Origin of the sequence: Pollutimonas bauzanensis (genome assembly GCF_900129885.1) — a bacterium.
Lineage (GTDB): Bacteria > Pseudomonadota > Gammaproteobacteria > Burkholderiales > Burkholderiaceae_B > Pollutimonas > Pollutimonas bauzanensis.
The window spans coordinates 178,833-205,642 of record NZ_FQXE01000007.1 but is presented as its reverse complement, the minus strand read 5'-3'; the positions used below and the strand labels follow the sequence as shown (position 1 = coordinate 205,642).

Here is a 26,810-nt window from a genome sequence, read left to right as displayed (position 1 = left end):
CCTGCCGGCCGCTATTGCCCGTCGTAGCCGATGATCACCACGTCGGCCGCCTGCATGCGCAGGGGGACGATGGCCTGATAGGCGGCGGACGCGTGCCAGCCGGCCAGGGAGGCGCGATCCGGAAAGCGTATCACCACCGCATCGGTGTGGGCGTGTTCGCCGGCCAGCGCCCGGGCGCGCCCGCCGCGGAACACCAGTTCCGCGCCCCAGGGCGCCACCGTGGCCGGAACCTTGCTGCAATACTCCGCCCATTTGGCCGCATCCTTGACGGTGATGTGGCCGATAAGGTAGGCGGGCGATTCCGCCACGCCGCTCGCGGGACCGGCCGCTGCCGGGGCGCCATCGATAGCTTTCTGGTTTTCCATGCGTCCTCCCCTTCAGCCCGCGATGATTTCGAGCTTGGCCACGCCCAGGGCCAGCGTCTTGGTGCCGGCTTCGCGAAACTGGATCTGCGCCTGGGCATCCTGGCCCATGCCGCTCAGGCCGATGACCGTGCCTTCGCCGAATTTGCCATGGCGCACGCCCGAACCTATGCGAAAGTGCTGCTCGCCCACTGTGACGCCCGTCGCGAGGCTGCGCGGCATGCGGGGCGCCACCGTGCCGCTATCCGGCCGATTGTAGGCGTCGCCGCGCCGGAATGCGCCGCTCCAAGTGTTCTCGCGCACCGCCGCGCGCCCTTCCTTGGGCGTCAGCCATTTCAGGTGTTCGTCGGGAATCTCGTCCAGAAAGCGCGAGCGCATGGCATAGCGGGTCTGCCCGTGCAGCATGCGGCTTTGCGCCAGCGTCAGGTACAGGCGCTCGCGCGCCCGGGTAATGGCGACATACATCAGGCGCCGTTCCTCTTCCAGCCCCGCGGCTTCCAGCAAGCTGTTTTCATGCGGAAACAGGCCTTCCTCGACACCGGTGATGAATACCGAATCGAATTCCAGTCCCTTGGCGGCATGCACCGTCATCAGCTGAACCGCGTCCTGGCCCGCCTGCGCCTGGTTGTCGCCCGCTTCCAGCGAAGCGTGGGTCAGGAAGGCGGCCAGCGGCGACATGGCGCTCGCCGCCCCGGGGAAAGCATCATCCGGCGGGGCGCCGGCATCGCCGTCCGCGCCATCGGCACCCGCGGGCATGCCGGCCCCGTCGGCCGCATTCGGGACCGCCGCCGCGTCGCGGTCGTCGGCGATCCGCCCCGCCGGCAGGTTTTCGAAATTCTCTTCGGCGACGAAGCCAGCCGCGGCGTTCACCAATTCCTGGAGGTTTTCCAGGCGGTCGACGCCTTCCCTGTCGTTCTGATAGTGCGCCAGCAGGCCGCTGTGATGCACCACATGCTCGATAAGCTCGGGCAGAGACAGTATCTGCGCCTCATGCGCCATTTGCTGGATCAGTTCGGCAAAACGCGCGAGATTGGTGCCGCCCTTGCCCGCCATGTAAGGCACGGCGCGGAACAAGCTGGTATTCTGCTCGCGCGCGATATCGGCCAGTTGCTCCAGCGTGCGCGCCCCGATGCCGCGCGCCGGGAAATTGACCACCCGCAGCCATGATGTGTCGTCATGCGGGTTGTCCATGAGCCGCAGATAGGCCAGCGCGTGCTTGACTTCCTGGCGTTCGAAAAACCGCAGGCCGCCGTACACCTTGTAAGGAATGGCAGCCGAAAACAGGGCATGCTCGATGATCCGCGATTGGGCGTTGCTGCGATAGAGCACCGCGATTTCGCGGCGCAGGCGGCCATCGTTGATCAGCGCCTTGATTTCGTCGATGATCCATCGGGCTTCAAGCAGGTCCGATGCCTGCTCCACGACCCGCAGCGGCTCGCCCACGCCCTGCTCCGTCCACAGGTTTTTACCCAGGCGGGCGGTGTTGTGCGCAATCAGGGCGTTGGCTGAATCCAGTATATGGCCGTAAGAGCGGTAATTCTGCTCCAGCCGTATCACATTGCCCTGGGCGTAGTCGCGCTCGAAGTCGGCCATATTGCCCACATTGGCGCCACGGAAGGCGTAGATAGACTGATCGTCGTCGCCCACGGCGAAAATGGAAGCGCCGCCGCCCGCCAGCAAGGTCAGCCAGCGGTACTGCAGCGTGTTGGTATCCTGGAATTCGTCGACCAGGATATGCTGGAAGCGGCGCTGATAGTGCTCGCGTATCGGGGCGTTGCGTTGCAGCAGCTCGAAGGCGCGCAGCAGCAATTCGGCGAAATCGACCACGCCCTCGCGTTCGCACTGGTCCTGGTACAACTGATAGATTTCGACCAGGCGGCGGCCATGCGGATCATTGACCGCGACATCGTGGGGCCGCCGCCCTTCTTCCTTGGCGCCGTTGATGAAGCGCTGGACATCGCGCGGCGGAAACTTTTCGTCATCGATGCCGGCGCCCTTGATCAGGCGCTTGATGGCCGCCAGCTGATCGGCGCTATCGAGTATCTGGAAGGTCTGAATCAGGCCGGCGTCGCGGTGATGCGCGCGCAACAGGCGATTGCATAATCCGTGAAAGGTGCCGACCCACATGCCGCGCGTATTGATGGGCAGCAAGGCGGACAGGCGCGTGAGCATCTCACGCGCCGATTTATTGGTGAAGGTGACCGCCAGCAGCCCAAACGGACTGGCCTGGCTGGTTTGAATCAGCCAGGCCATGCGCGTAGTCAGGACTCGGGTCTTGCCGCTACCCGCACCGGCCAGAACCAGTGCGTGTCGGGAAGGGAGAGTTACTGCGGCTTGCTGTTCAGGGTTGAGACTGGATATCATGCCGCGTAGCGGCGCAACCGGTTGGCGAACTGCTCGAGGCCTTCGATGCCGCTTTGTTGTGCGCGCTGGCACCATGCCTGCAGATCGGCCAGCAATTGTTCGCTGCTGGCGCTGGAGCTTTCCCAGAGGCGGGTCAGTTCGCGGCGCATTTGCACCAGGGTGGACAGGGACTGATTATCGGCCAGGATGGTTTCGAGTTCGGCGCGCTGGGCCGGTTCGAGCGCATCGTCGTTGCGGGCCAGCCAGTCCTTGCTGCGGCTGAGCAGGGTCCAGCGGCAGTCGGGGCTGCCTTGCTTGCGCGATGGCTTGAGCTTGGCGAGTTCCTCGCTGGCCGCCTTCTTGACCAGGTCGGTATAGCGGGCCAGGATTTCGTAGCGGTGAGTGATGACGCCCTGCAAGGTGCTGGCGTCGACCGCGCTTTTCGATGGCTCGAGCTTGAGCTTGGGCGCAACCCGGCGAACCGTGGCCAGGCGCAGCGCGCTGAGCACCTTGATATAGCCCCAGCCGATATCGACTTCATACCATTTGGCCGAAAACTTGGCCGATGTGCCGTAGGCGTGGTGATTGTTGTGCAGCTCTTCGCCCCCTATGATGATCCCCCAGGGGAACACATTGGTGCTGGTGTCGGGACTGGCGTAGTTGCGATAGCCCACATAATGGCCCAGGCCGTTGACCACGCCGGCGGCCCAGAAAGGAATCCAGGCCATTTGCACCGCCCACACGGTAAGACCCAGGACGCCGAACAGGGCCAGGTCCAGCACCAGCATGATCAGTATGCCCATCAGGCTGTGGCGCGTGTAGAGGTTGCGCTCGATCCAGTCGTCGGGCGTGCCATGGCCGAAACGCTTGAGCGTGTCGGGAATGGAGGCTTCCTGGCGGTACAGTTCGGCGCCGCGAAAGAACACTTTGCCTATGCCGAATACCAGCGGGGAATGGGGATCGCCCTCGCGCTCTACGTAGGCGTGATGCTTGCGATGGATAGCCACCCACTCCTTGGTGACCATGCCCGTGGTCAGCCACATCCAGAAACGGAAGAAATGCATCACTGCCGGATGAAGGTCCAGGCCGCGGTGGGTCTGGCTGCGGTGCAGGAACACCGTGACGCCGACTATGGTAATGTGGGTCAGTACAAGCGTGGCCAGCAAAACCTGCCACCACGAAAACTGCAGCAAACCACCCGCTAGAAAATTGAGTATGTAGTCCATAAACCAGTTAAGGCCTCATGTTAAGACAGTGAAAAGTGTAGCCGACTTGTAAGCCATATGACAGCTAAATTTCAATTTAGTTTTAACGTAAATCAATAATTAAACAAGGCCTTACCTTGCTGTCATCAGGGTCTTTAAACCCTGTCCCGATGCCGCCGCGCGCCTCTGCCCAGCCATGGCGCCGCCGCCAAAGCCGTCATGCGCGGGCGGCGGATTTCAAGCTTGCGCGTCCATGTCGGCGTCCAGCGCCTCCTCTGGGGCGTCCTGGGGAGGCTCAGGCGCATCGGCTGGCCGGGCCGGTGCCTCTTTGGCCTGCGCCGCGGGCTTTTCAGGGTCGGCCGCCTTGGCGCGCTCCATGACCGCCGCGAAGAAGCCGTCGGTGCCATGGAGGTCAGGCCGCATGCTCAGATAAGGGCCTTGCAGTGTCAGATTTTTGCAACGATCTGCCACGATGTTGCTGGCATCGAGCAGCGTAAAATCAGGATTATCGGCTAAAAACGCACTAATCTGGTCTTCGTTCTCTTCCGGAAGCACGCTGCAGGTCGCATACACCAGCCGCCCGCCGGGCGCGACGCAACGCGCTGCCTGGCGCAGGATGCTGGCCTGCATGTCCTGCAGCTCTTGCAGCGATTCAGGATGCTGGCGCCACTTCAGGTCGGGATTGCGCCGCAGCGTGCCCAGGCCGCTGCACGGCGCATCGACCAGCACCCGGTGCGCCTTGCCGCGCAGGCGCTTCACGCGCTGGTCGTTATCGGCGTTGATGACCACCGGCACGATATTGGACAGGCCGCTGCGGGCAAAGCGCGGCTTGGCCCGCGCCAAACGCGCGGCCGAGACGTCAAAGGCGTACAGGCGGCCGGTGGAGCGCATCAAGGCGCCCAGCAGCAGCGTCTTGCCGCCGGCTCCCGCGCAATAGTCGATGACCATTTCGCCGCGCTTGGGAGCCACCAGCGCAGCCAGGATCTGGCTGCCTTCGTCCTGGACCTCGATCTCGCCTTTCTCGAACATCGGCCAGCGATTGACCGGCGGGCGGCCCTGCATGCGTATGCCCCACGGCGAATAAGGCGTGGGCTGCGGGTCATAGCGCGCGGCGGGGCCGCTGCGCAATAATTTGAGCATTTCGTCGCGATCGCCCTTGAGCGGATTGATCCGCACATCGAGCGGAGCGGACTTGTTCAATGCAGCGATCAGGGAATCCGCAGCTTCCAGCTTGGCCAGACGCTCGTCCAGCCAGTCGGGCAGGCTGTCGCGCACGGCGCGCGACAGGCTTTTGACGTCGATGCGCTGGACATGTTCGAGCCAGTGCTGCTCGGTATCCGACAAGCCCGTGTCCAGCACCGCCTTGTCGAACACCGACGCCAGGCCCAGTATGGCCAGGCGGCGCGCAGCCGGCCCGCTGCCGCTTTCGGCGAACTGGCGATAGCGGCGCAAATGGCGCAGCACATCGAAAACCGCTTCGGCGACCTCGCCGCGGTCGCGCGCGCCCAGTTTGGGATGGGCCCGCAGCCAGCGGGACAATACCGCGTCGGCGGGAAACTTCCATTGCAGTATTTCGCCCAGCACGGTGCGCACCTGGTCGATGCGCACGGCGGCCATTACATAGGGCCGGCTGACATAGGCGCCCCCCTCGGCCTGGCGGGCGGCGGCGTCCTGGTCGCGGGCCGGGGCCGGCGCGTGGCGGTCGCGCTGGCCGGAGCGGGCGCCGCCCCTTGCGTGTTCCTGCCTGCCGGGCTCGGGCCTTTTGCCCTGCGCGCGCCGAGGCTTGTCTGTACTGTTCATGTTTACCTTTGTGATGGCTCGACGCCTTGCGGCGTCAGGACGAAGGAGCGGCTGGCGACGCCGTGCACCTGCACGCGCTGCATGGCATCAAGCGAAACGCGCCCTTCGGCCAGCCAGCGTACCACGTCCGGATATAAACGGTGTTCCAGCTGCAGCACACGGCGGGCCAAGCTGTCGGGCGTGTCGTCGGACTGCACGGCCACCGCGCCTTGGGCGATGATGGGGCCATGGTCCAGCACCGGCGTCACGAAATGGACCGTGCAGCCGTGCCATTGCACGCCCGTCGCCAGTGCCTGCTGGTGGGTGTGCATGCCCGGGAAGGCGGGCAGCAGGGACGGATGGATGTTGATGAGCCGGCCATTGAAATGTTCCACGAATCCCGGCGTCAGCACCCGCATGAAGCCCGCCAGCAATACATAATCCGGCTCGAAGGCATCGATGGCGGCGGCCAGCGCCGCATCGAACGCTTCCCGGCTGGGATAGTCGCGATGCGCCACCGACAGGCTTGCTATGCCCTGCGCGCCCGCCCATTCCAGGCCCGCCGCCTCGGCCTTGTTGGCGATGACGGCGCAGATTTCCGCCGGCAGCGCGTGGTCGCGCACCGTATTGACGATAGCCTGCATATTGGAGCCGCGGCCGGAAATCAGCACGACGAGGCGGCAGCCAGGGGTAGAAAAAGCATCCGGCACAATAATTCCTGAGTAAGTCGACGCAAAATTGTAAACTCTCGGGTGTGAAAGCATCTCCCAGAATTTATCGCAGCCTGCCCCGCTACGATACGCAGCGCCCCAGCGCCGTGACCATCGGCAATTTCGACGGCGTCCATCGCGGCCACCAGGCTATCCTGGCGCGCCTGCGCGCATCGGCTCTGGAACGCGAGCTGGCCGCCACGGTCATGACCTTCGAGCCCCATCCGCGCGCCTATTTCGCCCGCCGCGGCCAAAGGCCCGAACTGATTCCGACCCAGATCAGCAGCCTGCGCGACAAGATACAGGCGCTCAGGCTGCATCAAGCCAGCCAGCTGGTGCTGGAACGCTTCAACCAGGCGCTGGCCGACATGTCCGCCGAAGACTTCATCGAACGGCTGCTGGTGCGCGGCCTGAACACCCGCTGGCTGCTGGTGGGCGAAGATTTCCGCTACGGCCACAAGCGCAGCGGCGATGTCGACCTGCTGCGCCGGGCCGGGAAGCAATATGGCTTCGATGTGGAAACCATTGCGGACATCGCCGACGAACATGGCCACCGCATTTCCAGTTCGGAGGTCCGCACGGCGCTGGCCGTGGGCAACCTGGAGCGCGCCGAGCATTTGCTCGGCCACAGTTATCGCATCAGCGGCCATGTGGTCCACGGCCAGAAGCTCGGACGCACCATAGGCTACCCTACGCTGAATGTCAGGGTGCCGCTGCAATGCGCCGCCCGCTCGGGTGTCTATGTGGTGCGGGCGCACGGCCTGGCCGCCGCGCCGATCCAGGGCATCGCCAGCCTGGGCGTGCGCCCGACCATCTCGCATGGCGGGCGCCTGATGCTGGAAGTGCATTTGCTGGATTGCCACCTGGACGCATACGGTAAACTCACATCTATTGAGTTCCTCGAGTATCTGCGGGACGAAGAAAAATTTCCCGACCTTCCCACAATGATCGCCGCCATCGACAACGATGTACAAAGCGCTCGCGACTATTTCGCCTTCCATGGACTATAGAAAAACCTTAAACCTGCCCGAAACCCCCTTCCCCATGCGGGGAGACCTTGCCAAGCGCGAACCCGGCTGGATTGCCGAATGGGAAGAAAAAAAGGTTTACGCCGCCATACGCGAGGCCAGCAAAGGTCGGCCGAAATTCATCCTGCACGACGGCCCGCCCTATGCCAACGGCGACATCCACATAGGCCACGCCGTCAACAAAGTGCTCAAGGACATCATCGTCAAGAGCCGCGCCATGGCCGGCTACGACGCGGTATACGTGCCCGGCTGGGATTGCCACGGCATGCCCATCGAGATCCAGATCGAGAAAAAATACGGCAAGCACCTGCCTGTCGCCGAGGTCCAGGCCAAGGCGCGGGCCTATGCCTATGAGCAGATCGACCGCCAGCGCAAGGATTTCAAGCGCCTGGGCGTGCTGGCCGACTGGGAACGGCCCTATCTGACCATGAACTTCAGCAATGAAGCCGACGAGCTGCGCGCGCTGGCCCGCATCCTGGAAAAGGGCTATGTATTCCGCGGCCTCAAGCCGGTCAACTGGTGCTTCGATTGCGGTTCGGCGCTGGCCGAGGCGGAAGTCGAATATGCCGACCGCAAAGATCCCTCCGTCCATGTCGCATTCAAATTCGGCGACAAGGAAAAGCTCGCGCATGCCTTCGGGCTGCCGCAGGTCGACGATGGCGCCATCGTCATCTGGACCACTACCCCCTGGACGCTGCCCGCCAACCAGGCGCTGAACGTCCATCCCGACATCGACTACGCCCTGGTCAGGCTGGACCAGCCGCGCGGCACAGGCAGCATGCTGCTGCTGGCCAAAGACCTGGTTGCGTCCTGCCTGGAACAATGGAAACTCGCCGGGCGCATTGTCGCCACGGCCAAGGGCGACGCGCTGACCAATCTGGAATTCAAGCACCCGCTCTATGACGCGCACGAAGGCTACCGGCGCATGGCGCCGGTGTACCTGGGCGACTACGTCACCCTCGATAGCGGCACGGGCGTGGTGCATTCATCGCCGGCCTATGGCATTGAAGACTTTGTGTCATGCAAGGCCCACGGCCTGACCGATGACCAGATCATCAACCCGGTCATGGGCGACGGCCATTATGCCGAAAGCCTGCCGCTGTTCGGCGGGCTGATGATCTGGAAGGCCAACCCGCTCATCGTCGAGACGCTGGACCAGGCCGGCAGCCTGCTGCACACCGAGCAGCACGTGCACAGCTACATGCATTGCTGGCGCCACAAGACGCCTATCATTTACCGCGCCACCAGCCAATGGTTTGCCGGCATGGACCGCCAGCCCGAGAGCGGCCGGACCTTGCGTGAAACCGCCCTGGAAGGCATAGACAACACCGAGTTCTACCCCGCCTGGGGGCGCGCGCGCCTGCATGCCATGATCGCCAACCGCCCCGACTGGACCCTGTCCAGGCAGCGCCAATGGGGCGTGCCCATGGCTTTCTTCGTGCACAAGGAAACCGGCGAACTGCACCCGCGCACCATCGAGCTGATGGAGCAGGTGGCCCAGCGCATCGAGCGGCATGGCATCGAAGCCTGGCAATCGCTCGACCCCGCGGAATTGCTCGGCGACGAGGCCGGCCAGTACGAAAAGAACCGCGATACGCTAGATGTATGGTTCGATTCCGGCACGACCCACGTCACGGTGCTGGGCGGCCAGGACCGTGATGTGCAAGGTTCCCATGCCGACGATCTCGCATGGCCCGCCGATCTGTATCTCGAAGGCTCGGACCAGCATCGCGGCTGGTTTCATTCCTCGCTGCTGACCAGCTGCATGCTGTATGGCCGCCCGCCCTACAAGGCCCTGCTGACGCATGGCTTCGTGGTGGATGGCGCAGGCCGCAAAATGAGCAAATCCGTGGGCAATGTGATTGCGCCGCAAAAGGTTTCCGATTCCCTGGGCGCGGAAATCCTGCGCCTGTGGACGGCCGCCACCGACTATTCAGGCGAGTTGTCGATTTCCGATGAAATCCTCAAGCGCGTGGTGGAAGGCTATCGGCGCATCCGCAACACGCTCAAGTTCCTGCTGGGCAATCTGCAAGACTTCAACGCCGCCAGCGATAGCGTGGAACTCGAGCACATGTTCGAGATCGACCGCTATGCCCTGGCCATGACGGCGGCCATGCAGGCTGAAACCCTGGCCAACTACAAGCGCTATGAATTCCATCCCATCGTGTCGCGCCTGCAGATCTTCTGTTCGGAAGATCTCGGCGCCTTCTATCTGGATGTGCTGAAAGACCGCCTCTATACCGCCGGCAAGGACAGCATTGCGCGCCGCTCGGCGCAGACGGCGATCCACCACATCACGCACGCGCTGATCAAGCTTTTGGCGCCCATCGTATCGTTCACCGCCGAAGAGGCATGGAAGGACCTGCATACCGGCCATGCCGCGTCCAGCATCTTCACCGAGCTGTTCCATGCCCTGCCCGACCAGGTGGACGCGCAACTGCTGCGCGATAAATGGGAACGCCTGCGCGAGATCCGCGCAGAGGTCATGCGCAAGATCGAAGAGGTGCGCGCGGCCGGCGACATCGGCTCTTCGCTGGCGGCGGAACTCGATGTCTACGCCGGCGGCGGCGACCACGAATTGCTGGCCAGCCTGGCGGACGACCTGCGCTTCGTACTGATCGTTTCGCGCGCCACGCTGCATGCGGGTGAAGGCGCTTTGCGCATAGTCGTCAATCCCACGAAAAACCAGAAATGCGAGCGTTGCTGGCATCACCGGGAGGATGTCGGCGCCGATCCCGAGCATCCCGCCATTTGCGGGCGCTGCGTAGCCAACTTGTTCGGCCTGGGCGAGCCGCGCCAGCATGCCTAAGCCCTGCGCCAGCCCATCCGGCCAGCCCCGCAAAGCACTGCGCTTTTGGGGCTGGATAGCGGGCGCCCTGCTGATCATCCTGCTGGACCAGGCCACCAAGATATACTTTGACGGCCAGATGCGCTACGGTGAGCGCTGGCCCGTGCTGCCGTTTTTCGACTTCACCCTGCTGTACAACCCCGGGGCCGCCTTCAGCTTCCTGGCCGACGGCACAGGCTGGCAGCGCTGGCTCTTCAGCGCCATCGCCCTGGGCGCGACCGGCCTGATCATCCATCTGCTGCGTCGCAGCCCGGCGCAGACCCTGTTCAGCGCTTCCCTCATGTGCATCCTGGGCGGCGCGGTCGGCAATGGCATCGACCGCATGCAGCACGGGCATGTCATCGATTTTTTATTGTTTTATTGGAACAGCTGGTACTTTCCGGCATTCAACGTGGCGGATATCGCCATCACCTGCGGCGCCATTCTGCTGGTGCTGGACGAAATATTGCGGGTGCGCCGCAATAAGCATAAGCCCGAAAAGCCGGCCTGATCTTCCAGCCTGACCTTTACATAGAGCGAACGTCTTCATGCTAGAACTCGCGCAGAAACGCATTGTCCTGGGCCTTACCGGCGGCATCGCGTGCTACAAGATAGCCGAACTCCTGCGGCGCGCCCAGGACCAGGGCGCCGTGATCGATGTGGTCATGACCGAGGCGGCCACCCGATTCATCACGCCGCTTACCATGCAGGCCCTGTCCGGCCGCCCGGTATTTGTCGATACCTGGGACAATCGCGTGCCCAACAATATGGCGCACATCAACCTCAGCCGGGGCGCCGACGCCATTCTCGTGGCGCCGGCCAGCACCGACTTCATGGCCAAGCTGGCGCATGGGCTGGCCGATGATCTGTTGTCCACTTTGTGCGTGGCCAAAGGCAGCTGCCCGCTGCTGGTGGCGCCGGCGATGAACCGCGAAATGTGGCTGCACCCCGCGACCCAGCGCAATGTGGCGCAGTTGCGGGCCGACGGCGTGGCCATCCTCGGGCCGGCCGAAGGCGACCAGGCTTGCGGGGAGGTCGGCAGCGGCCGCATGCTGGAGCCGAACGAACTGCTGGCCGAACTGACCGCCTTTTTCCAGCCCAAGCTCCTGGCCGGCAAGCGTGTCGTCATCACGGCGGGACCCACTTCGGAAAAGATCGATCCGGTGCGCGTCATCACCAACCGATCCTCCGGAAAGATGGGCTACGCGGTCGCGCAGGCCGCGCGCGAAGCCGGTGCGCAAGTCGTCCTGATTTCAGGAGCCACCGCCTTGCCGGCCCCCTATGGCGTCCTGCGCCTGAATGTCGAAAGCGCCCTGGATATGCATGCCGCCGTGATGGCCGAGGCGGCCGGCGCCGATGTGTTCATTTCCGTGGCGGCGGTGGCCGACTGGCGGGTGGTGAACGCCAGCGACAACAAGCTGAAGAAAAACGCCTCCGGCCAGGCCCCCGAGCTGGAATTCGCGCCCAATCCCGATATCCTCGCCGAGGTTGCCAGGATGCGCGCCGGTCCATGGTGCGTGGGCTTCGCGGCCGAAACAGAAAACCTGCTGGAATACGCCGAAGCCAAGCGCCGGCGCAAAGGCGTGCCCCTGCTCGTCGGCAACCTGGCGCAGCATGCCATGAACGCCGATACGACGGAACTGGTGCTGTTCGACGATGCCGGCCACCACGCCCTGCCCCGCCTGCCCAAGATAGCCGCCGCGCGGCAATTGATCCGGGCCATTGCCGAACGCCTGCCGCGAAAACATGCCGCGGCATGATCCGGCAGGGCCGACCCTCCACGACATCGACACAAGACCATGAGAAAAATCGCTCTTAAAATACTCGACCCGCGCATGAACGACTACCTGCCCGCCTACGCCACGGGCGGCTCGGCGGGACTGGACCTGCGCGCCTGCATAGACCAGCCGCTGACGCTTGCCGCCGGCGCGACCGAACTGGTGCCCACCGGCCTGTCCATACACATAGCCGACCCCGCCTATGCGGCCATGATCCTGCCGCGCTCGGGGCTGGGCCACAAGCATGGCATCGTGCTCGGCAATCTGGTCGGCCTGATCGATTCGGACTACCAGGGCCCGCTCATGGTTTCCGCCTGGAACCGCAGCCGGCAGGATTTTGTGCTGCAGCCCATGGAACGCCTGGCGCAGTTGGTGATCGTGCCGGTGCAGCAGATCGAATTCGACATCGTCGACGAATTCGAAGACAGCGCCCGGGGCGCCGGCGGCTTCGGCAGCACCGGGCGGTCTTGAAAGGTCCGGCGGAATTATTTGCCGCGGGACTTGCCGCCGCGTCCCGCCGCCACGAGTACATTGTTCATCAACTCGTCGCGGCGCTGCTTCAGGAAGGTGATAAAGGCGCGGCCGACTTTTGAAAGCGGGCGGTGGCTGGCATACATCAGGCCGACACGAAAATCGACGGAGGGCGACATGAGGCGCGCCACGACACCATCGATGTGGTCCTGGACACTGAAGGGATCGGCCAGGCCGACGCCCAGGCCGGCCTGGACCAGCTTGCATACCGCCGACAGATAGGATGTTTCCAGACGCATCACGCGATTGACTTCATGGGTGCTGAAAAACTGATCCACCAGATGCCGGACTGAATTGCTGCGCGTCAACGAGATGAACGGCAGGCCGTCGAAATCCTTGGGATGCAGGGCGGCGCGCCCGGCCAGCGGGTGATCCCGGGGCAGGACGGCATAGTAGGGAATATTGCAGAAATCATCGACCACGATATCATCGCGATTGAAGGGCAGTTGCGCCAGGCCGAAATCGATGTGCTGGGCGACTATCCAGTCTTCGATCTTGGGAGAGACCTGGATATCCAGCGAAATGCTTACATTGGGATGCTCGGCGCAGAAATCATGGATAACCGAGGGCAGAAACCCCAGGCCCAGCGCGGGCATGCATGCGATCGACAAATTGCCTATCCGGGTGTTCTGGATATCCGAGGCGAATTCCCGTATCTTGTCGACAGCGCTGAAAGTGTGTTCGACCTGCTCGTAGATCATCCTGCCTTCCGGCGTCAATACGAGGCGGCCGTTGGCCCGGTCGAACAGCACGACCGTCAATGATTTTTCCAGCTGGGAAATCAAGCGGCTGATAGACGGTTGCGATACGCCAAGCAGGCTGGCTGCGCCATTGACGGTTCCAACCAGGACCGTGGCGCGGAATGCCTCTAACTGTCGTATATTCATGCCATCCCCTACCTTTAAGCGCTAGGGCGCCCCTGCGCTGGACTGCAGCAAGCTGCGCGTGTATTCGTGCTGCGGCCGCGCGAAAACGGAGCGGGTCGGGCCTTGCTCCAGGACTTCGCCGAAGCGCATGACGGCCACGTCTTCGCAAAGATAGCGCGCCACATCGAGGTCGTGCGTAATCAGCAACATGGCCATCGATGATTCCTTGATGACATCCTTCAGCAGGTTCAGCACCTGGGCCCGCACTGATACATCGAGCTTCGAGGCAGGCTCATCCGCAATGATGAGCTTGGGCGAAACGCTGATCGCACGCGCGATGCTGAGCCGCTGCAGCTGCCCGCCGGAGAGCTGGTGCGGATATTTTTCGAGCAACTGCGGATCCATTCCGACACGATGCGCCAGCGCATCAAGCCTGTCGTCGCGCGCCCTGCGATCGGACCAGCCATGCACGCGCATGGGCATGGCCAGCGAGCTGCGCAAACGGTAGCGGGGGTTGAAAGAGGACATCGGGTCCTGAAGCACGACCTGTATGCCCGGCTGGTGTTTCGCGCGAAAATTCCGTTGCCCGGCGTTGCACAGGTCTTGATCGCCGAACCGTATGGCCCCCGAGGCAATGGGAACCAGACCCAATATAGCATTGGTGATCGTGGTTTTCCCACTGCCCGACTCGCCGATGATGGCCAATGTCTTGCCCTTGCCCACCGACAGGCTGAGGTCCTTGACGGCATGGACCAGGCTGCGGCTGAATCCATGGCTTATCCGGAAAATTACCGAAACGTCCTGTATGGACAGTTGTGCGTCAAGCATGATCTGCCTCTTGTGCATGTGCATTGAACTGCATGATTTCGTCTTTCAGGCCGGGGGGAACCTCTTTGAGCCGTTCATCGCCGCGCACCAGCGACCGCGAGGACTCGAGCAAGGCTTTCGTATAGGGATGGCGTGGATTGCCAAGCAATTCAGCCGCCGTGCCGGTTTCCACAAATTCGCCCTCGTACATGACGGCGATGCGGTCGCAGTGGCGCTGGGCGACGAGCAAATCGTGTGTGATCAGAATGACAGTGGCTCCGACCCGCCGCCGGGCATCGGCGAGCAGGTCGAGTATCTGGTTCTCAATGACTTTGTCCAGGTTGGTGGTGGGTTCGTCGGCAATGATGAGTTTGGGCCGCATGGCCGCTACCATGACGATGAGCACGCGCTGCAGCATGCCGCCGCTGAGCTGGAACGGATAACTGTGCAGCACGCGTTGGGCCGACTCGATGCCTACCGCCTGGAGCAGAGCCACGGGATCGGCCCGTTTGTCCCGCCCGCGCAAAGCCACCCTGTCCAGCACCTGCTTCATATGCCAGTCGACACGCTTGACGGGGTTGAAGGCCCCCGATGGGTCCTGGAAAATCATGGCCCAGCCGGCGCCGCGCAGCCGGTCTATCTGAGCGCTAGACGCGTGCGCCATGTCCGCCCCGTCAAAGCGGAAAACCTGGCTGGACCGCAGGGCGTTGAATGGCAGGAGATGGGAGAGCGCCAGCGCCGTCACGGACTTTCCCGAGCCGGATTCGCCGATGATGCCGAAGGTCTCCCCCCGATTCAGATGGAAACTGATACCCTTGACCACGGGTTTTCCTGAAAACTCGACCCGCAGATCCTGCACATCCAATAGTTTATTAGTCATCGTATCGCCTCAGGCCTTCAAACGTGGATCGGTCAGGTCGCGCAAGCCGTCGCCCAGCAGATTCAGGCCGAGCAGCGCGAAGGAAATGAACAATCCCGTCAGCGTCAAGACCCAGGGCGCCCTTTCAAAATATTCGCGTCCGTCAGCCATGATGGAGCCCAGCGAAGGCGCCGGCGGCTGCACGCCCAGGCCAAGAAAGCTCAGCCCGGCCTCGATCACAATGCCGAAAGCAATGCCCAGCGTCAGTTGCACCAGCAGGGGGGGCAGGATATTGGGAAGAATTTCGCGAAACATGATGGATGCGCCCGACTGCCCGTTGATGCGCGCCGCCCTTACATAGTTGTCGTCGCGCGCCACGACCGTCAGATTGCGCGCCAGCCTGACGAAAACAGGCAGATAGATCAGCGCGATCGCCACCATGGTATTGCGCGCCCCGAACCCCAGAACCACCATCAGAAAGATCGCCAGCACGAAACTGGGGAAAGAAAACAGGAAGTCGGAGATACGCATCATGACCTGCGCCGCCACGCCGTCATTGCGCCCGGCAAAAAGCCCGACGGCGGTGCCCAGGCAGGCCGCGAACAGAACACCCAGGCTGCTTATGCTCAGCGACATGCGCGCGCCATCCAGCACACGCGCCAGCACATCTCTTCCCATGGAATCCGTGCCGAACGGATGCAGCAGCGAGGGGGCCGCCATGATGTTGGCGAAATCCATGTCGATGGATGAATACGGGATCAGCCACCGCCCCAGAGATATGGCCAGCACCACGATGACAAGAATGCATGAGCCGACGAAAGCCGCCCTGTGATGCAGAATTTCTTTGAAAAACATTCTTCACCCCGCCTGACCGCGAGGGTCTAGAAGCTGACAAACCAGGTCGACAACGAAGTTGACCAATAAAATGCACACCAGAAACACCAGCGCGCACGCCTGCACCACGGGATAGTCGCGCGCAAACGCCGCATCAACCATCAAGGAACCCAGGCCCGGGATTCCGAACACGCGCTCGACGACAACCGTGCCTCCGAGCAGATACCTGGCCTGAATGCCCACAATCGTGACGAACGGCACCAGCGCGTTGCGCAAAACATAGTGCAGAAAAACGAAACGCTGCGAGAATCCGAAGGACCGCGCCGCGCGCACATAGTCTTTGGACTGGTTCTCGATAAGAGAGACCCGCAGAATCCGGGTGAACACCGCGGCCAGCGGCGCGGATACCGCCAGCGCCGGAAGGAATCCGCTATGCAGCGCCTGGAACATATCGGTCGATGGCGTGATGAAGCCGTAGGCGGGAAAAATCTGCCACGTCAGGGCAAAAACGAATACCAGCACATAAGCAAGCCAGAAATCAGGCATGGAAATTCCGAGCACGGCCACTGACGTGGCGGCGACGTCTATCGCATTGCCCCGGTTGCGGGCCGCCAATGTGCCGGCTATCAACGAAAAAGCCAGCGCCAGCAACATGGCATAGGCGCCTATGAACAAGGTATTGGGCAGCCGGTCGCCGACCAGCCCGGCGACCGGCTGCCCCTTCGCGACGGACAGTGACAAACCGAAATCGCCAGTGAGCAGTCCCCTGCCCCAATGCAGAAACTGGACTAGCGCCGGGTCGTCCAGGTAATGGGCCGCCCGGTAGGCCGCGACCGCTTCCGGATTGGCCTGCTCTCCCAGGACAACCAGCGCGGGATCGCCCGGCGCCGCCTGCATAGTCAGGAACACCGCCAAGGCTCCCGCAACGCACATCAGCAGCAGCAATACCGGCCTGATCAATAGAGTCCGAAAGTCACGCATGGCGCTCACCATCCCCTACACAAAGCGCAAGTCCTGGAACTGGTCGCCGAAATTTCCGAAAGGCAGTTGCGTAAAGCCTTGCAGGCGCTGCGATGAAAGATTGTGGATGTTGGAGTAGAAGCATGGGATGGCAGGCATGTCATCGATCGCGATCGACTCGACCTGCGCGTACACCTCTCTGCGAGCCGCCAGATCCAGGGTGTTGCGGCCCTTTTCCAGGAGGGCGTCCAGGCCGGGATTGCTATACCCCTGGAAATTCCGCCACTGCCCTGTCCCCAGGATTTCGCCCAGGTATTCGTCAGGGTCGGTAAGGCCCAGCCAGCCCCATACCGCCGCATCGAAATCACCCGCCTTCAGGCGGCTGTAGACGGTATTCGAATCATAGACCTCGACGCGTATCTTCGTGCCCAGGACCTGATTCACCTGCGCGACGACAATCTCGGCAAATCGCTTCCACCATGATGAGCCCCAGCCCAGCAGCACAGCCTGCGTGCCTTCTTTATACTTGGATTTGGCCAGCTCGGCCTTGGCGCGTTCAGCGTTGAAGATTGCCAGCTCCGGCAGTTCCCGCGGGTCCGACAAGCTTGGCGGCAAAAGGCTTCCCGCAGCCGCGCCCTCGCCGAACAGCACGGCATTGACCAGCACGTCCCGGTTGATCGCCAACGACACGGCGCGCCGAAAATGCACGTCATCGAAAGGAGCGCGCCGGACATTCAGCGTTATATAGCGATTGTTCAGCCCGGAGGCGCGATAGACGCGCACATCCTTGCGGCCTTCCAGGCTCTTGATGTCGGAGAACGGCGCGGTGCTCGTGATATCGAGCTGTCCGCCCAGCACGGCGCGCATCCCGCTGGACTCTTCCGGTATGAGCGGCATCTGCACGCGCGCAATGGTCGGCTTGCCGCTCTGGAAGTAGGCTTTATGCGCTTCGAGCTCCACCATGCTGTTGGCCTTCCATTCTTTTACGGCATACGCCCCCGTGCCTATCGGCTGGCGTTCGAATTGAGCCGCTCCGCGCGCCTTGAATGCGCTGCGCGAAACGATCTGCGAGCCGGTGCGAGTGTTCGTCAGGCTGGACAGCAGGGTCGCCAGCGATTTGTCGGCCAGGATCTGCACGCGATGAGTATCCAGGATTCGAATTTCGCGAACATGCGCAAAGCGCCCCCGATTGGAAGACGCCGTCGCGGGATCGGCCAGCCGCTCGAATGTGAATTTGACGTCGTCGGCGGTCAACTCGCTGCCATCGTGGAACTTGACGCCTTTGCGCAGCACGAATTCAAATCCGCCATCGACGGGCGAGAAGCTTTCGGCGAGATCGGCGGTCACCTGCATTTTCTCGTCGAACTTCAGCAGACCGTTGAAGCAGGCCCATATCACGTAGAACTCGGGCAGCAGCGAAGCCTTTGCCGGATCCAGCGTATTGATTACATTAAAGCCGGTAATGCCCGCGCGCAGCAAATCCTGCTTGCCCTGCCCCCATGACAAGCCGGGAAAAGTGGCGAACGGCGCGGCCGCGGCGGCGCCTGTGGCCTTGAGCAGCCGGCGCCTGTTGTGGAAGAGTCTGTCTGATGAATGCATGATTTCACCTCCGATATAAGAAAGATCACTTGGTGGCGCTGGCCGATCGAGCATCCGCCTGTCGCCTTTTCACGGCTTGTATCAGGGCACCGCCTGCTGCAGAACCGCCAGTTCCTGCCTGAACGCTATAATTTCCTGATTCTTCTTTTCGTCGCTCCATCCCAGCCGCGTGCCCAGATGCAGGGCGACATTTTCGACATCGGCGTCACTCAGCCGCCGATACCAAGGCAAACCGCAGCGCCGCATCAAGGCATCCGACAAATGCACCACCAGTCCGTCGTCGACCAGGGAGGTCAGCCAGGCAGGCTCGGGACGCCGCCCCGCCAGCGCGGCGAGCGTCTCGTCATCCTGCGGATCGGGGAACTCGGAACTGTACTTGACCGCTTTTGCCGGGCCCTTGACGCCCAGACGGGCGGCAACCGCGTCGGCGATCTCGGCGCCGGCCGAGCGATGGGTCATGACCGGACCGCCGGTCATCGCAAATACATTCATTAGCCCATCGCTTGAAAGATCGTGCAGCACCCGGTTGCGATTGCCTTTTGGCAAGGCGGCATCCCATGTCAAGGGACGCACTCCCGACCATGTATGGACGATGTCTTCGGGCTTGAGATTGAAGCCGGGAAACAGATGATTGGCCTCGCCCAGCAACCAGTCGCGATCCGCCTCTGTGGTCCTGATGCTGTCAAGATCGCCTTCATACACGAGCTCGGTCGGCCCGAAATAGTGATAGCGCCCCCACGGAAGACAATAAAAGGGTTCGTTCTTGCGATTAATGGTGGCCACGCCGATGCCATGGCACGATGGGGGCAGTTCCACCGCGATGTGCGAACCCTTGGTGCCCAGCACCTTGGGCGATTTACCCGCCCTGTGCTTGCCCAGAACCTTGTCGATCCAGATGCCGGCCGTGCTGACCACGGCATCGGCCGTGACGCGCGCGATTCCCGACCCGGCCTGGTCGCGCAATTCGACCTCCCAGCCTTGCGCAATACGCTGCACCAGCGACGCCTCAACATAGTTCAGAACGACCGCCCCCAATCGGCGCGCGTCCAGCGCGACGTCCGCCGTGACCCGTTCCGGCCAGGAAATCTGGTACTCATCATAGGATGCGACACTATCGAGCCTGTCCTGGTCGCGCAAGGCGTTGACCAGGGGGATGGCGGCAATGTTCTTGCCACGCACGCGGTCATACTTCAAGGGAATCTTGCCGGCGTTGAAACGCCCCAGCAGCTTGAACGCCAAGTCGACTTGCCAACCTGAATACGCGCCGCCCTTATATATCGGAAAATACAGGCGCGATAGCTGCGTTCTGGTCGGCGTGGTCGTCGCAAAATCGTGGCGTGCCTCAATGGCAAGGCGCGCCATGTTCATGCCGGTTTTCAAGCGCGAGGGATGCCGCGCGAACTCCCATGGCGAACCGCCTGGCGCCAGATAGCGCAAACCGCAATGCAGCAACCGGCTGGACCGGCTGCTGGACCCGGAACCGAAATCGCCTTTTTCGGCAAGCAAGACTCGGTAGCCGCGCGCCTCCAATTGTTGCGCGCCGGCCGCGCCATTGATGCCGCCGCCAATAATCACCACATCAAAATGCTGATCTTCCAAAGAGGATAAATCCGTTCTATTGCTCATTTTTTTTCACATCTCTCGTATGAATGCCGTCAAGTCATGCAGCGTCGTTTCGTGTTCGCCGTTATCCAGCCAGGCCAGCATAGGCTCCCCGCGCTGGCGTCCCGCCAGATCAAAGAACTTGGCGACGACCTTATCGCGGTCGAACCTGGAATCCTCGCTCCACGGATCGCCATCCGCGTAGTCGCAAATCGTTGTCCATTCTTTGCCGGCCGCTTTCAACGTAACGCCGCCCGGCATCTTGCGGATCTGATTACGGACCATGGCGCCCGCAAACGCGTCAGCCGCGGGCAAGCGCTTTATCCTGACCTTGGCGCGCAAGGCCAGCGCCGGCGCCGATCCCGCAATTGCGGGATCGAACCAGTCGGGCCCCGGCCTGACCCGCAGCGCCATCATGGCCACCACATGCGGGTAACTGAACTGATGGCTCGCGAAGGTCCGCGGCTGCGGATTGCGGAAACGGCCTGAATCCGCAAGCGGTCCGGTATGGATGATGACTTCCTCGATGGCGTCCGCGGATATGCCCGATTGCCGCAGCAGGCGCTGCAAGGCGCTGAGCGGAGCGTGCATGAAGCGGCAGCACGGCCAGGGCTTGTAGGTAAGGTCGGCCAGGTGCCAGCTTGCGCCGAGTCCATCGAGCATCAGGCGCGGGTCGGCCATCACGGCGCTATACGCCTGCGGAATACCCGACTCGCCCTCGAGAATATCCTCGAATCCCGTCAAACCCAGCAAAGCCGAATGCACGCCATGCACGCCCGCCACGGCGCACCAGCCTGCATCGCAATATTTGACATCGGGCAAGTCAATAGCGTCCGACCATTTGCTGCCTATGGGCAAGGGGATATTCGACCCCGCAATGCCCAATGCGCGCGCCAGCACAGCCGGCCCTGCTCCCAGCGTGCGCCCGTAGGCGACGCAGGCGGCCACCACAACCGGCGCGGCGACGCCCCATACACGGGAGAAGCCTGCCACCACGCCATCAGATACTTGCATCATGGGCCCGATGGCGCTTGCCATGCGCGCGCCCGCCTCGTAGCCCGCGATGACTCCCGTCAACAAATCGCGACCGCTGCGACCGCCGGATTCGGCGGCGCCTATGGCCGCTGCGACGGCGCCCACGCCAAAATGCACGCCGACAGGATAGGTTTCATCGAAATCCAGCAAATTCGCCAGGCGTGCATTGGCATAGACCGCGCGCGCCACGCCAACATCCGCGGCGAGCCCCGCCTGCGAAGCCCCTGGCGCGCCGCCAAACAGTTCCGCCACCTGTGCAATAGGCGCCGCCGGCGGCGTAGCCTGCGCCGCCGCGATGCAGCCCAAAGTATCCAGAATCAGCCAGCGCGCGCTATGCACGATATCGCGCGGAATCTCATCCAGTTGAAGTCCGCAGAAGTAAGCCGCGTAGCGGGACGTTTCGTTCAAGGGCGACACGGAAATGGTTACTCCTGCGGTAATGAGAAATACAATCAAGTAGATCTCATCATCCGATCCGCAGGCTTTTAAAGCAATGACTGAAACATGCGCCGCCTATTTGATTTTCAAATATGACCGCCATTCATAAGTGAAAACCCGAATGTTTCCGGGCAAATAAATGGGCGGACTTGGCATTGCGGGATATGGGGTCGCCACAAAGTCGCATATACACAATGAGTATGCGTAAGAGTTTTATCGGGGGAAGCGCCTATACCCGCGCCGCAGGTCTATACCGTATCCTCTTCGCCGAGATATGCCGCCCGCACCTTGGGATCGTCCAGCAACTGGCCAGCCGGGCCTTGCAGGATGATCTGTCCCGATTCCATCACATAGCCGCGGTTGCTGGTTTCCAGCGCCAGCTTGGCATTCTGCTCGATGAGCAGGATAGTCACCCCTTGCGCGGCGATCGTCCGTATCACTTCGAAGATTTTTTCCACCATCAGCGGCGCCAGCCCCATGGACGGTTCATCCAGCAGCAGCAGGCGCGGCCGGGAAATCATGGCGCGGCCCATGGCCAGCATCTGCTGCTCGCCGCCCGACAAGGTGCCGGCCGACTGGCGGCGGCGCTCGGCCAGGCGTGGAAACAGGCTGAAGACATGCTCCGTATCCTGCTGCACTCCGGCCGCGTCATTGCGGCTGTAGCCGCCCATGGCAAGGTTTTCTTCTATCGTCAATTGCCCGAAGATGCCGCGCCCTTCGGGCACCATGACCAGCCCCTGGCGCACCAGCATGTAGGACGGCGTGCCTACGATGGACTTGCCATCGTAGAGGATTTCGCCGGCCGCCACGGGAACCAGGCCGCATATGGCGCGCAAGGTGGTGCTCTTGCCCGCGCCATTGGCGCCGATCAGGCTGACCAGTTCACCCCGGCCCACCGCCAGGTCCATGGCGCGCACCGCGCGTATGCCGCCGTAGGCCACGTCCAGTTGGCGTATTTCAAGCAGGTAGTCCGGCTGGCTCATTGCATGTCCTTGTTGTTTTGGCCGGCCGCCGCGGCGCCGCTGGCCTGATCCTGCGCAAGAGGATTGCTTGCGGGCACTTTCACCGGCGCATGGTCGGCCGCCCCCGCGCCCAGGTAAGCCTCGATGACCTTGGGGTTGCGCTGCACGTCTACGGGCTTGCCTTCGGCCAGCACCTTGCCGTATTCCAGCACCAGCACGCGGTTGCACAAGCCCATGACCAGCTTCATGTCGTGTTCGATCAGCAGCACCGTCACGCCGTCGCCGCGTATCTTTTCTATCAGGCGGCGCAGCACCAGCGTTTCCGAGGCGTTCATGCCGGCGGCGGGCTCGTCCAGCGCCAGCAGGGTCGGTTCCGTGGCCAGCGCCCTGGCGATTTCGAGCCGGCGCTGATCGCCGTAAGGCAAGGATTGCGCCACGTCGTTGGAACGATGGCCGATGCCGACGTAATCCAGCAATTCCTGGGCGCGGCGCTCGATCGCCGCTTCCTCGGCGCGCGTGCGCTTGTTGCGGGTAATGGCGCCCCACAAGCCCGCCCGGGTGCGGATGTGCCGCCCTATCATGACGTTCTCGATGGCGCTCAGGTTGCCGAACAGGCGTATGTTCTGGAAGGTGCGCGCCAGGCCGACCACGGCGATTTCGTGCGGCTTGAGGCGGGTCAGTTGATGGCCCATGAAATTGCACGAGCCCGACTCCGGCACATACAAGCTGGTCAGGACATTGAACAGCGTGGTCTTGCCCGCGCCGTTGGGGCCGATGAGGCCGTAGATATCCCCCTTGCAGATGGAAAAGCTGACATCGGACAGGGCTTGCAAGCCGCCAAAGCGCTTGCTCAGCTTGTTGGCCACCAGCAGCAATTCGGGCATGGAGCGGGCGTCGGCGTTCACAGCAGCGGAAATCATGCCTTGCCCTCCTTGCCGGCGGTCAGTTCGCGGCGGCGCACCGCGGAGGGCCAGAGCCCGGCCGGGCGGAAGATCATCACCAGCACCAGCGCAAAACCGAACAGCAGCATGCGTATTCCTTCAGGATCGAGTATCACGTCGCCAAACGCCGTTTGCTGCAAGGGCACCACGATGGCGCGCAAAAGCTCCGGGAAAACCGACAGCAGGATGGCGCCCAATATCACTCCGGGTATATGCCCCATGCCGCCGAGCACCACCATGCACAGGACGGAAATCGATTCAGTCAGGCTGAAGCTTTCCGGACTGACGAAGCCCTGCATGGATGCGAACATGGCGCCGGCCACCCCGCCGAAGCTGGCGCCCATGGAAAAGGCCAGCAGCTTGATGTTGCGGGTATTGATGCCCATGGCCTTGGCGGCCACTTCGTCTTCGCGCACGGCCTCCCAGGCGCGCCCTATGCGCGAATTCTGCAGTCGCGCGCACATCACCACGATGATGAGCGTAAACAGGAGCAGCAGGTAATAGTATTTCTCCGGCCCGGTTATGCGGAAACCGAAGATTTCCTGGGACCGGCCGAAAAGAAACCCGCCCGCCGAAAAGGTATCGACGCGGTTTATCCCCTGCGGGCCGTTGGTGATATTGATGGGCGCATCCAGATTGTTCATGAAGATGCGGACGATTTCGCCGAAGCCCAGGGTGACGATCGCCAGGTAGTCGCCGCGCAGCTTGAGCGTGGGCGCGCCCAGCATGGCGCCGAAAAATGCGGCCAGCAGCACCCCGGCGGGCAGCACCACCCAGAACGGCAGGTGCAGGCCGAAATGCGGCGAAGCCAGCAGCGCCCAGACATAGGCGCCGACCGCGTAGAAGGCGATATATCCCAGGTCCAGCAGGCCGGCGAAGCCCACCACGATGTTCAGGCCCAGGGCCAGCATCACGTACAGCAAGGCGAAGTTCAGCGTGCGCACCCAGCTTTGCCCGGCCATGCCGAGCACGAAGGGAAGCACGGCCAGCACCACGCCAAACAGCGCGATGCCCAGCCATACCTTGAGGCTAACCCCGGCGCGGGTTGCGGATGAATGGCTCATGCGCGGTCTCCTACGCGTTCGCCCAGCAGTCCCGACGGGCGGAAAACCAGCACCAGTATCAGCACAATGAACGAGAAGACGTCCTGGTAATTGCTGCCGAACACGCCGCCGGTGAGGTCGCCGATATAGCCGGCGCCCAGGGATTCGATAATGCCCAGCAGCAAGCCGCCCAGCATGGCGCCGCCCAGGTTGCCGATGCCGCCCAGGACCGCCGCCGTGAACGCTTTGAGGCCCAGCAGGAAGCCCATGGTGTATTGCGCCACCCCGTAATAGGTGGTGACCATGACTCCCGCGACGGCGGCCAGCGCCGAGCCGATCAGGAAGGCCGCGGATATGACGGTATTGATGTTCACGCCCATCAGGCCGGCCACCTCGCGGTTCTGGGCGGTGGCGCGCATGGCGGTGCCCAGGCGGGTGCGGTGCACCACCAGCAGCAGGCCGGCCATGATGGCGGTCGCGGCCACGATGATGAGCACCTGCAGAAGGCTGATGCGCGCCCCGCCTATCGGGAAGATGACGGGTTCGATGATGTGCGGGAAGCTCAGGTAATTGCGGCCCCATACCATCATCGCCAGGTTCTGGATGATGATGGAAACGCCGATGGCCGTGATCAGCGCCGCCAGCCGCGGCGCGCGGCGCAGCGGACGATAGGCGTAGCGCTCCGCCAGCCAGCCCAGGGCCATGCATAGCGGGATGGACACCAGCAGGGCGACCGAGATGGCCAGCCAGGCCGAAGTGCCGCCGGGGTCCGCGCCTATCAGTGTGACCACCATTGTGGTCGCCACCATGGCGCCGACCATGACGACGTCGCCATGGGCGAAATTGATCAGGCCTATGATTCCATAAACCATGGTGTAGCCAAGGGCAACCAGGGCATAGACGCTGCCCACAGTGATGCCATTGATCAACTGTTGTATGAGAATTTCCATGCTTTATGACTCAAGAAACGGGCCGGCGCAGCCGGCCCTGGAAGGACCACGGAAAAGCGTCGCTGCTTTTAGTCGGCCTTGCTGACCATGGTCTTGACCATTTCCCATTTGCCGTTCTTGACTTCATAGATGGTGACCGAGATTTCCTTCAGGTCGCCCTTGGCGTCGTAGGCAATGTCCTGGCTGGTCGCGCCGGAGCGCTTGAGGGCGGCGAGCTTGGGCAGATAGGCCTTGGGCTTGGCCGAACCGGCTTCCTTCATGGCGGTGATCATGTTCCAGGCGCCGTCATAGGCGTAAGGCGCGTAGACGCCGGGATCGGCCTTGAAGCGGGCCTTGTAGTCGGCTTCGAATTTTTCACCGGCGGCCATTTGCTTGAGCGGCACGCCGGCGAGCGAAGCAAAGGTGCCATTGGCGGCATTGCCGGCCAGCTTGAGGAAAGTGTCGCTGCGCGTCATTTCTCCGGACACCAGGGGCGCCTGGATGCCCAGCGTGGCCATCTGGCGGCGCATCGGGCCGGATTGCGCATCCAGGCCGCCGAAGAAGATGGCGGCGGGGGCCTTGGCCTTGATGTTGGTCAGGATGGAGGTGAAATCATTGGCCTTGTCGGTGGTGTATTCGCGCGAGATCACCTTGCCGCCGGCTGCTTCCACGGCCTTGGCGACCTGATCGGCCAGGCCTTGCCCGTAGGCGGTGCGGTCGTCGATCAGGGCGACGGTTTTGGCGCCCAGGTCCTTGACGATGAATTCGCCGGCCGCGGCGCCCTGCTGCGTGTCGCTGGTCATCATGCGAAACGTGGTTTTGTAGCCTTGGTCGGTATATTCGGGCGATGTCGCCATGGCTATCTGCGGCAGGCCGGCATCGTTGTATACGCTGGACGCGGGTATCGTGGTGCCGGAATTGAAATGGCCGAGCACGCCATCCACGCCGTCATCGACGATCTGCTGGGCCACCTGCACCGCCGTGCGCGGATCGGCCTGGTCGTCGCGCGTGACCAGCTCGAATTTGGCCGTCTTGCCATCGAGCTGGATGTTTTGCTTGTTGGCCTCTTCGAGCGCAAGCGTCAGGCCGTTTTTCATGTCCTCGCCGTAGTGCGACTGCGGCCCGGTCAATGGCGCGGCAAAGCCCAGTTTCACCACCGCGGTGTCGGCCGCCTGCGCAGCGCCGAAAGCAAAGCCGGCCGTGATGGCGGCCGTCGCGGCCAAAAGTTTGTATCCTTTAGTGGACTGCATGTCTATCTCCGATGTCTAAGAATGCGAATTGAGCCGGGCGCAAGTACCTCCCCGCATTAAACCAAAAGCACAAGCCGTTTTTAATTGGCTGTAACCCTTAAAGCCTTAAAAGAACTGCCTTT

22 protein-coding genes and 1 pseudogene are annotated in these 26,810 nt (G+C 62.6%); 5 read left to right on the top strand and 18 right to left on the bottom strand.

Annotated elements, in window-relative coordinates:
* Positions 1–11: 11 nt before the first annotated feature.
* From BUB23_RS14960 to purN, 5 genes are all read right to left on the bottom strand, one after another.
* Positions 12–365 (bottom strand): DUF1330 domain-containing protein, encoded by a 354-nt coding sequence (locus BUB23_RS14960; RefSeq protein ID WP_084136046.1) that lies wholly within the window; start codon positions 363–365, stop codon positions 12–14.
* A 12-nt stretch (positions 366–377) separates the two neighbouring features.
* Positions 378–2,726 (bottom strand): UvrD-helicase domain-containing protein, encoded by a 2,349-nt coding sequence (locus BUB23_RS14955; protein WP_073104106.1) that lies wholly within the window; start codon positions 2,724–2,726, stop codon positions 378–380.
* The gene (locus BUB23_RS14950) at positions 2,723–3,931 is read right to left on the bottom strand and encodes a DesA family fatty acid desaturase (protein ID WP_073104105.1); all 1,209 of its coding nucleotides are present in this window, start codon (positions 3,929–3,931) and stop codon (positions 2,723–2,725) included. Before BUB23_RS14950 ends, BUB23_RS14955 begins: the two co-directional genes overlap by 4 nt.
* A 216-nt stretch (positions 3,932–4,147) precedes the next feature.
* Positions 4,148–5,494: a class I SAM-dependent methyltransferase gene (locus BUB23_RS14945; protein WP_143160999.1), complete on the bottom strand. Its 1,347-nt coding sequence runs from the start codon at positions 5,492–5,494 to the stop codon at positions 4,148–4,150.
* A gap of 218 nt (positions 5,495–5,712) precedes the next feature.
* Positions 5,713–6,399: a phosphoribosylglycinamide formyltransferase gene (gene purN, locus BUB23_RS14940; protein ID WP_073104104.1), complete on the bottom strand. Its 687-nt coding sequence runs from the start codon at positions 6,397–6,399 to the stop codon at positions 5,713–5,715.
* Positions 6,400–6,443: 44 nt separating this feature from the next.
* Here purN and BUB23_RS14935 point away from each other — a divergent pair, with 44 nt between their 5' ends.
* From BUB23_RS14935 to dut, 5 genes are read left to right on the top strand one after another with little or no spacing between them, the layout of a single operon-like run.
* Positions 6,444–7,409, top strand: a complete 966-nt coding sequence (locus BUB23_RS14935) for a bifunctional riboflavin kinase/FAD synthetase (protein WP_073104103.1) — start codon at positions 6,444–6,446, stop codon at positions 7,407–7,409.
* On the top strand, positions 7,399–10,236 hold the full coding sequence (gene ileS / locus BUB23_RS14930; protein ID WP_073104184.1) for an isoleucine--tRNA ligase: 2,838 nt from the start codon (positions 7,399–7,401) through the stop codon (positions 10,234–10,236). The genes BUB23_RS14935 and ileS overlap by 11 nt, the downstream gene beginning before the upstream one ends.
* On the top strand, positions 10,229–10,765 hold the full coding sequence (gene lspA, locus BUB23_RS14925; protein ID WP_073104102.1) for a signal peptidase II: 537 nt from the start codon (positions 10,229–10,231) through the stop codon (positions 10,763–10,765). Before ileS ends, lspA begins: the two co-directional genes overlap by 8 nt.
* 37 nt (positions 10,766–10,802) lie before the next feature.
* A complete protein-coding gene (coaBC, locus tag BUB23_RS14920; RefSeq protein WP_073104101.1) occupies positions 10,803–12,014 on the top strand; it encodes a bifunctional phosphopantothenoylcysteine decarboxylase/phosphopantothenate--cysteine ligase CoaBC in 1,212 nt (403 codons plus the stop codon).
* A 39-nt stretch (positions 12,015–12,053) separates the two neighbouring features.
* Complete coding sequence (gene dut / locus BUB23_RS14915) at positions 12,054–12,503, top strand: dUTP diphosphatase (RefSeq protein WP_073104100.1); 450 nt, start codon at positions 12,054–12,056, stop codon at positions 12,501–12,503.
* A gap of 14 nt (positions 12,504–12,517) precedes the next feature.
* Here the strand turns inward: dut and BUB23_RS14910 are convergent, their stop codons facing one another.
* The 13 genes and pseudogenes from BUB23_RS14910 to BUB23_RS14850 all read right to left on the bottom strand — a co-directional run bounded on the left by BUB23_RS14910 (position 12,518) and on the right by BUB23_RS14850 (position 26,688).
* Positions 12,518–13,450 carry a LysR substrate-binding domain-containing protein gene (locus BUB23_RS14910; protein ID WP_073104099.1) on the bottom strand — a complete coding sequence of 311 codons (933 nt, stop codon included), beginning with the start codon at positions 13,448–13,450 and terminating at the stop codon, positions 12,518–12,520.
* 21 nt (positions 13,451–13,471) lie between these two features.
* A complete protein-coding gene (locus BUB23_RS14905) occupies positions 13,472–14,257 on the bottom strand; it encodes an ABC transporter ATP-binding protein (protein WP_073104183.1) in 786 nt (261 codons plus the stop codon).
* Positions 14,250–15,116, bottom strand: coding sequence for an ABC transporter ATP-binding protein (locus BUB23_RS14900; RefSeq protein ID WP_084136043.1), 867 nt, complete (start codon positions 15,114–15,116; stop codon positions 14,250–14,252). Before BUB23_RS14900 ends, BUB23_RS14905 begins: the two co-directional genes overlap by 8 nt.
* A gap of 9 nt (positions 15,117–15,125) precedes the next feature.
* Positions 15,126–15,950, bottom strand: coding sequence for an ABC transporter permease (locus BUB23_RS14895; RefSeq protein WP_073104097.1), 825 nt, complete (start codon positions 15,948–15,950; stop codon positions 15,126–15,128).
* A 3-nt stretch (positions 15,951–15,953) separates the two neighbouring features.
* Entirely contained in the window at positions 15,954–16,910 is a 957-nt protein-coding gene (locus tag BUB23_RS14890) for an ABC transporter permease (protein ID WP_073104181.1), read from the bottom strand.
* A 15-nt stretch (positions 16,911–16,925) separates the two neighbouring features.
* Complete coding sequence (locus BUB23_RS14885; protein WP_073104096.1) at positions 16,926–18,488, bottom strand: ABC transporter substrate-binding protein; 1,563 nt, start codon at positions 18,486–18,488, stop codon at positions 16,926–16,928.
* 81 nt (positions 18,489–18,569) lie between these two features.
* Positions 18,570–20,114 carry an FAD-dependent oxidoreductase gene (locus BUB23_RS14880; RefSeq protein ID WP_073104094.1) on the bottom strand — a complete coding sequence of 515 codons (1,545 nt, stop codon included), beginning with the start codon at positions 20,112–20,114 and terminating at the stop codon, positions 18,570–18,572.
* Between the two features lie 6 nt (positions 20,115–20,120).
* Positions 20,121–21,542: an MmgE/PrpD family protein gene (locus BUB23_RS14875; protein ID WP_218599004.1), complete on the bottom strand. Its 1,422-nt coding sequence runs from the start codon at positions 21,540–21,542 to the stop codon at positions 20,121–20,123.
* A 269-nt stretch (positions 21,543–21,811) separates the two neighbouring features.
* The gene (locus BUB23_RS14870) at positions 21,812–22,546 is read right to left on the bottom strand and encodes an ABC transporter ATP-binding protein (RefSeq protein WP_073104090.1); all 735 of its coding nucleotides are present in this window, start codon (positions 22,544–22,546) and stop codon (positions 21,812–21,814) included.
* Between the two features lie 83 nt (positions 22,547–22,629).
* A pseudogene (locus tag BUB23_RS14865) lies at positions 22,630–23,445 on the bottom strand (ABC transporter ATP-binding protein); the annotation flags it as partial.
* Positions 23,442–24,530, bottom strand: a complete 1,089-nt coding sequence (locus tag BUB23_RS14860) for an ABC transporter permease subunit (protein WP_073104088.1) — start codon at positions 24,528–24,530, stop codon at positions 23,442–23,444. The pseudogene BUB23_RS14865 and the gene BUB23_RS14860, both read right to left, overlap by 4 nt.
* The gene (locus BUB23_RS14855; protein WP_073104086.1) at positions 24,527–25,459 is read right to left on the bottom strand and encodes a branched-chain amino acid ABC transporter permease; all 933 of its coding nucleotides are present in this window, start codon (positions 25,457–25,459) and stop codon (positions 24,527–24,529) included. The genes BUB23_RS14860 and BUB23_RS14855 overlap by 4 nt, the downstream gene beginning before the upstream one ends.
* Before the next feature lie 68 nt (positions 25,460–25,527).
* On the bottom strand, positions 25,528–26,688 hold the full coding sequence (locus BUB23_RS14850) for a branched-chain amino acid ABC transporter substrate-binding protein (RefSeq protein ID WP_073104084.1): 1,161 nt from the start codon (positions 26,686–26,688) through the stop codon (positions 25,528–25,530).
* Positions 26,689–26,810: the final 122 nt, after the last annotated feature.

Excerpts from the sequence above, each read along its gene's own strand:
- BUB23_RS14885 (WP_073104096.1), bottom strand. The coding sequence starts at position 18,488 with ATGCATTCATCAGACAGACTCTTCCACAACAGGCGCCGGCTGCTCAAG.
- BUB23_RS14855 (WP_073104086.1), bottom strand. The coding sequence starts at position 25,459 with ATGGAAATTCTCATACAACAGTTGATCAATGGCATCACTGTGGGCAGC.
- BUB23_RS14900 (WP_084136043.1), bottom strand. The coding sequence starts at position 15,116 with ATGACTAATAAACTATTGGATGTGCAGGATCTGCGGGTCGAGTTTTCA.
- BUB23_RS14880 (WP_073104094.1), bottom strand. The coding sequence starts at position 20,114 with ATGAGCAATAGAACGGATTTATCCTCTTTGGAAGATCAGCATTTTGAT.
- ileS (WP_073104184.1), top strand. The coding sequence starts at position 7,399 with ATGGACTATAGAAAAACCTTAAACCTGCCCGAAACCCCCTTCCCCATG.
- BUB23_RS14950 (WP_073104105.1), bottom strand. The coding sequence starts at position 3,931 with ATGGACTACATACTCAATTTTCTAGCGGGTGGTTTGCTGCAGTTTTCG.
- BUB23_RS14905 (WP_073104183.1), bottom strand. The coding sequence starts at position 14,257 with ATGCTTGACGCACAACTGTCCATACAGGACGTTTCGGTAATTTTCCGG.
- BUB23_RS14895 (WP_073104097.1), bottom strand. The coding sequence starts at position 15,950 with ATGTTTTTCAAAGAAATTCTGCATCACAGGGCGGCTTTCGTCGGCTCA.
- BUB23_RS14910 (WP_073104099.1), bottom strand. The coding sequence starts at position 13,450 with ATGAATATACGACAGTTAGAGGCATTCCGCGCCACGGTCCTGGTTGGA.
- lspA (WP_073104102.1), top strand. The coding sequence starts at position 10,229 with ATGCCTAAGCCCTGCGCCAGCCCATCCGGCCAGCCCCGCAAAGCACTG.
- BUB23_RS14860 (WP_073104088.1), bottom strand. The coding sequence starts at position 24,530 with ATGAGCCATTCATCCGCAACCCGCGCCGGGGTTAGCCTCAAGGTATGG.
- BUB23_RS14850 (WP_073104084.1), bottom strand. The coding sequence starts at position 26,688 with ATGCAGTCCACTAAAGGATACAAACTTTTGGCCGCGACGGCCGCCATC.
- coaBC (WP_073104101.1), top strand. The coding sequence starts at position 10,803 with ATGCTAGAACTCGCGCAGAAACGCATTGTCCTGGGCCTTACCGGCGGC.
- BUB23_RS14870 (WP_073104090.1), bottom strand. The coding sequence starts at position 22,546 with ATGAGCCAGCCGGACTACCTGCTTGAAATACGCCAACTGGACGTGGCC.
- BUB23_RS14960 (WP_084136046.1), bottom strand. The coding sequence starts at position 365 with ATGGAAAACCAGAAAGCTATCGATGGCGCCCCGGCAGCGGCCGGTCCC.
- BUB23_RS14890 (WP_073104181.1), bottom strand. The coding sequence starts at position 16,910 with ATGCGTGACTTTCGGACTCTATTGATCAGGCCGGTATTGCTGCTGCTG.
- BUB23_RS14955 (WP_073104106.1), bottom strand. The coding sequence starts at position 2,726 with ATGATATCCAGTCTCAACCCTGAACAGCAAGCCGCAGTAACTCTCCCT.
- dut (WP_073104100.1), top strand. The coding sequence starts at position 12,054 with ATGAGAAAAATCGCTCTTAAAATACTCGACCCGCGCATGAACGACTAC.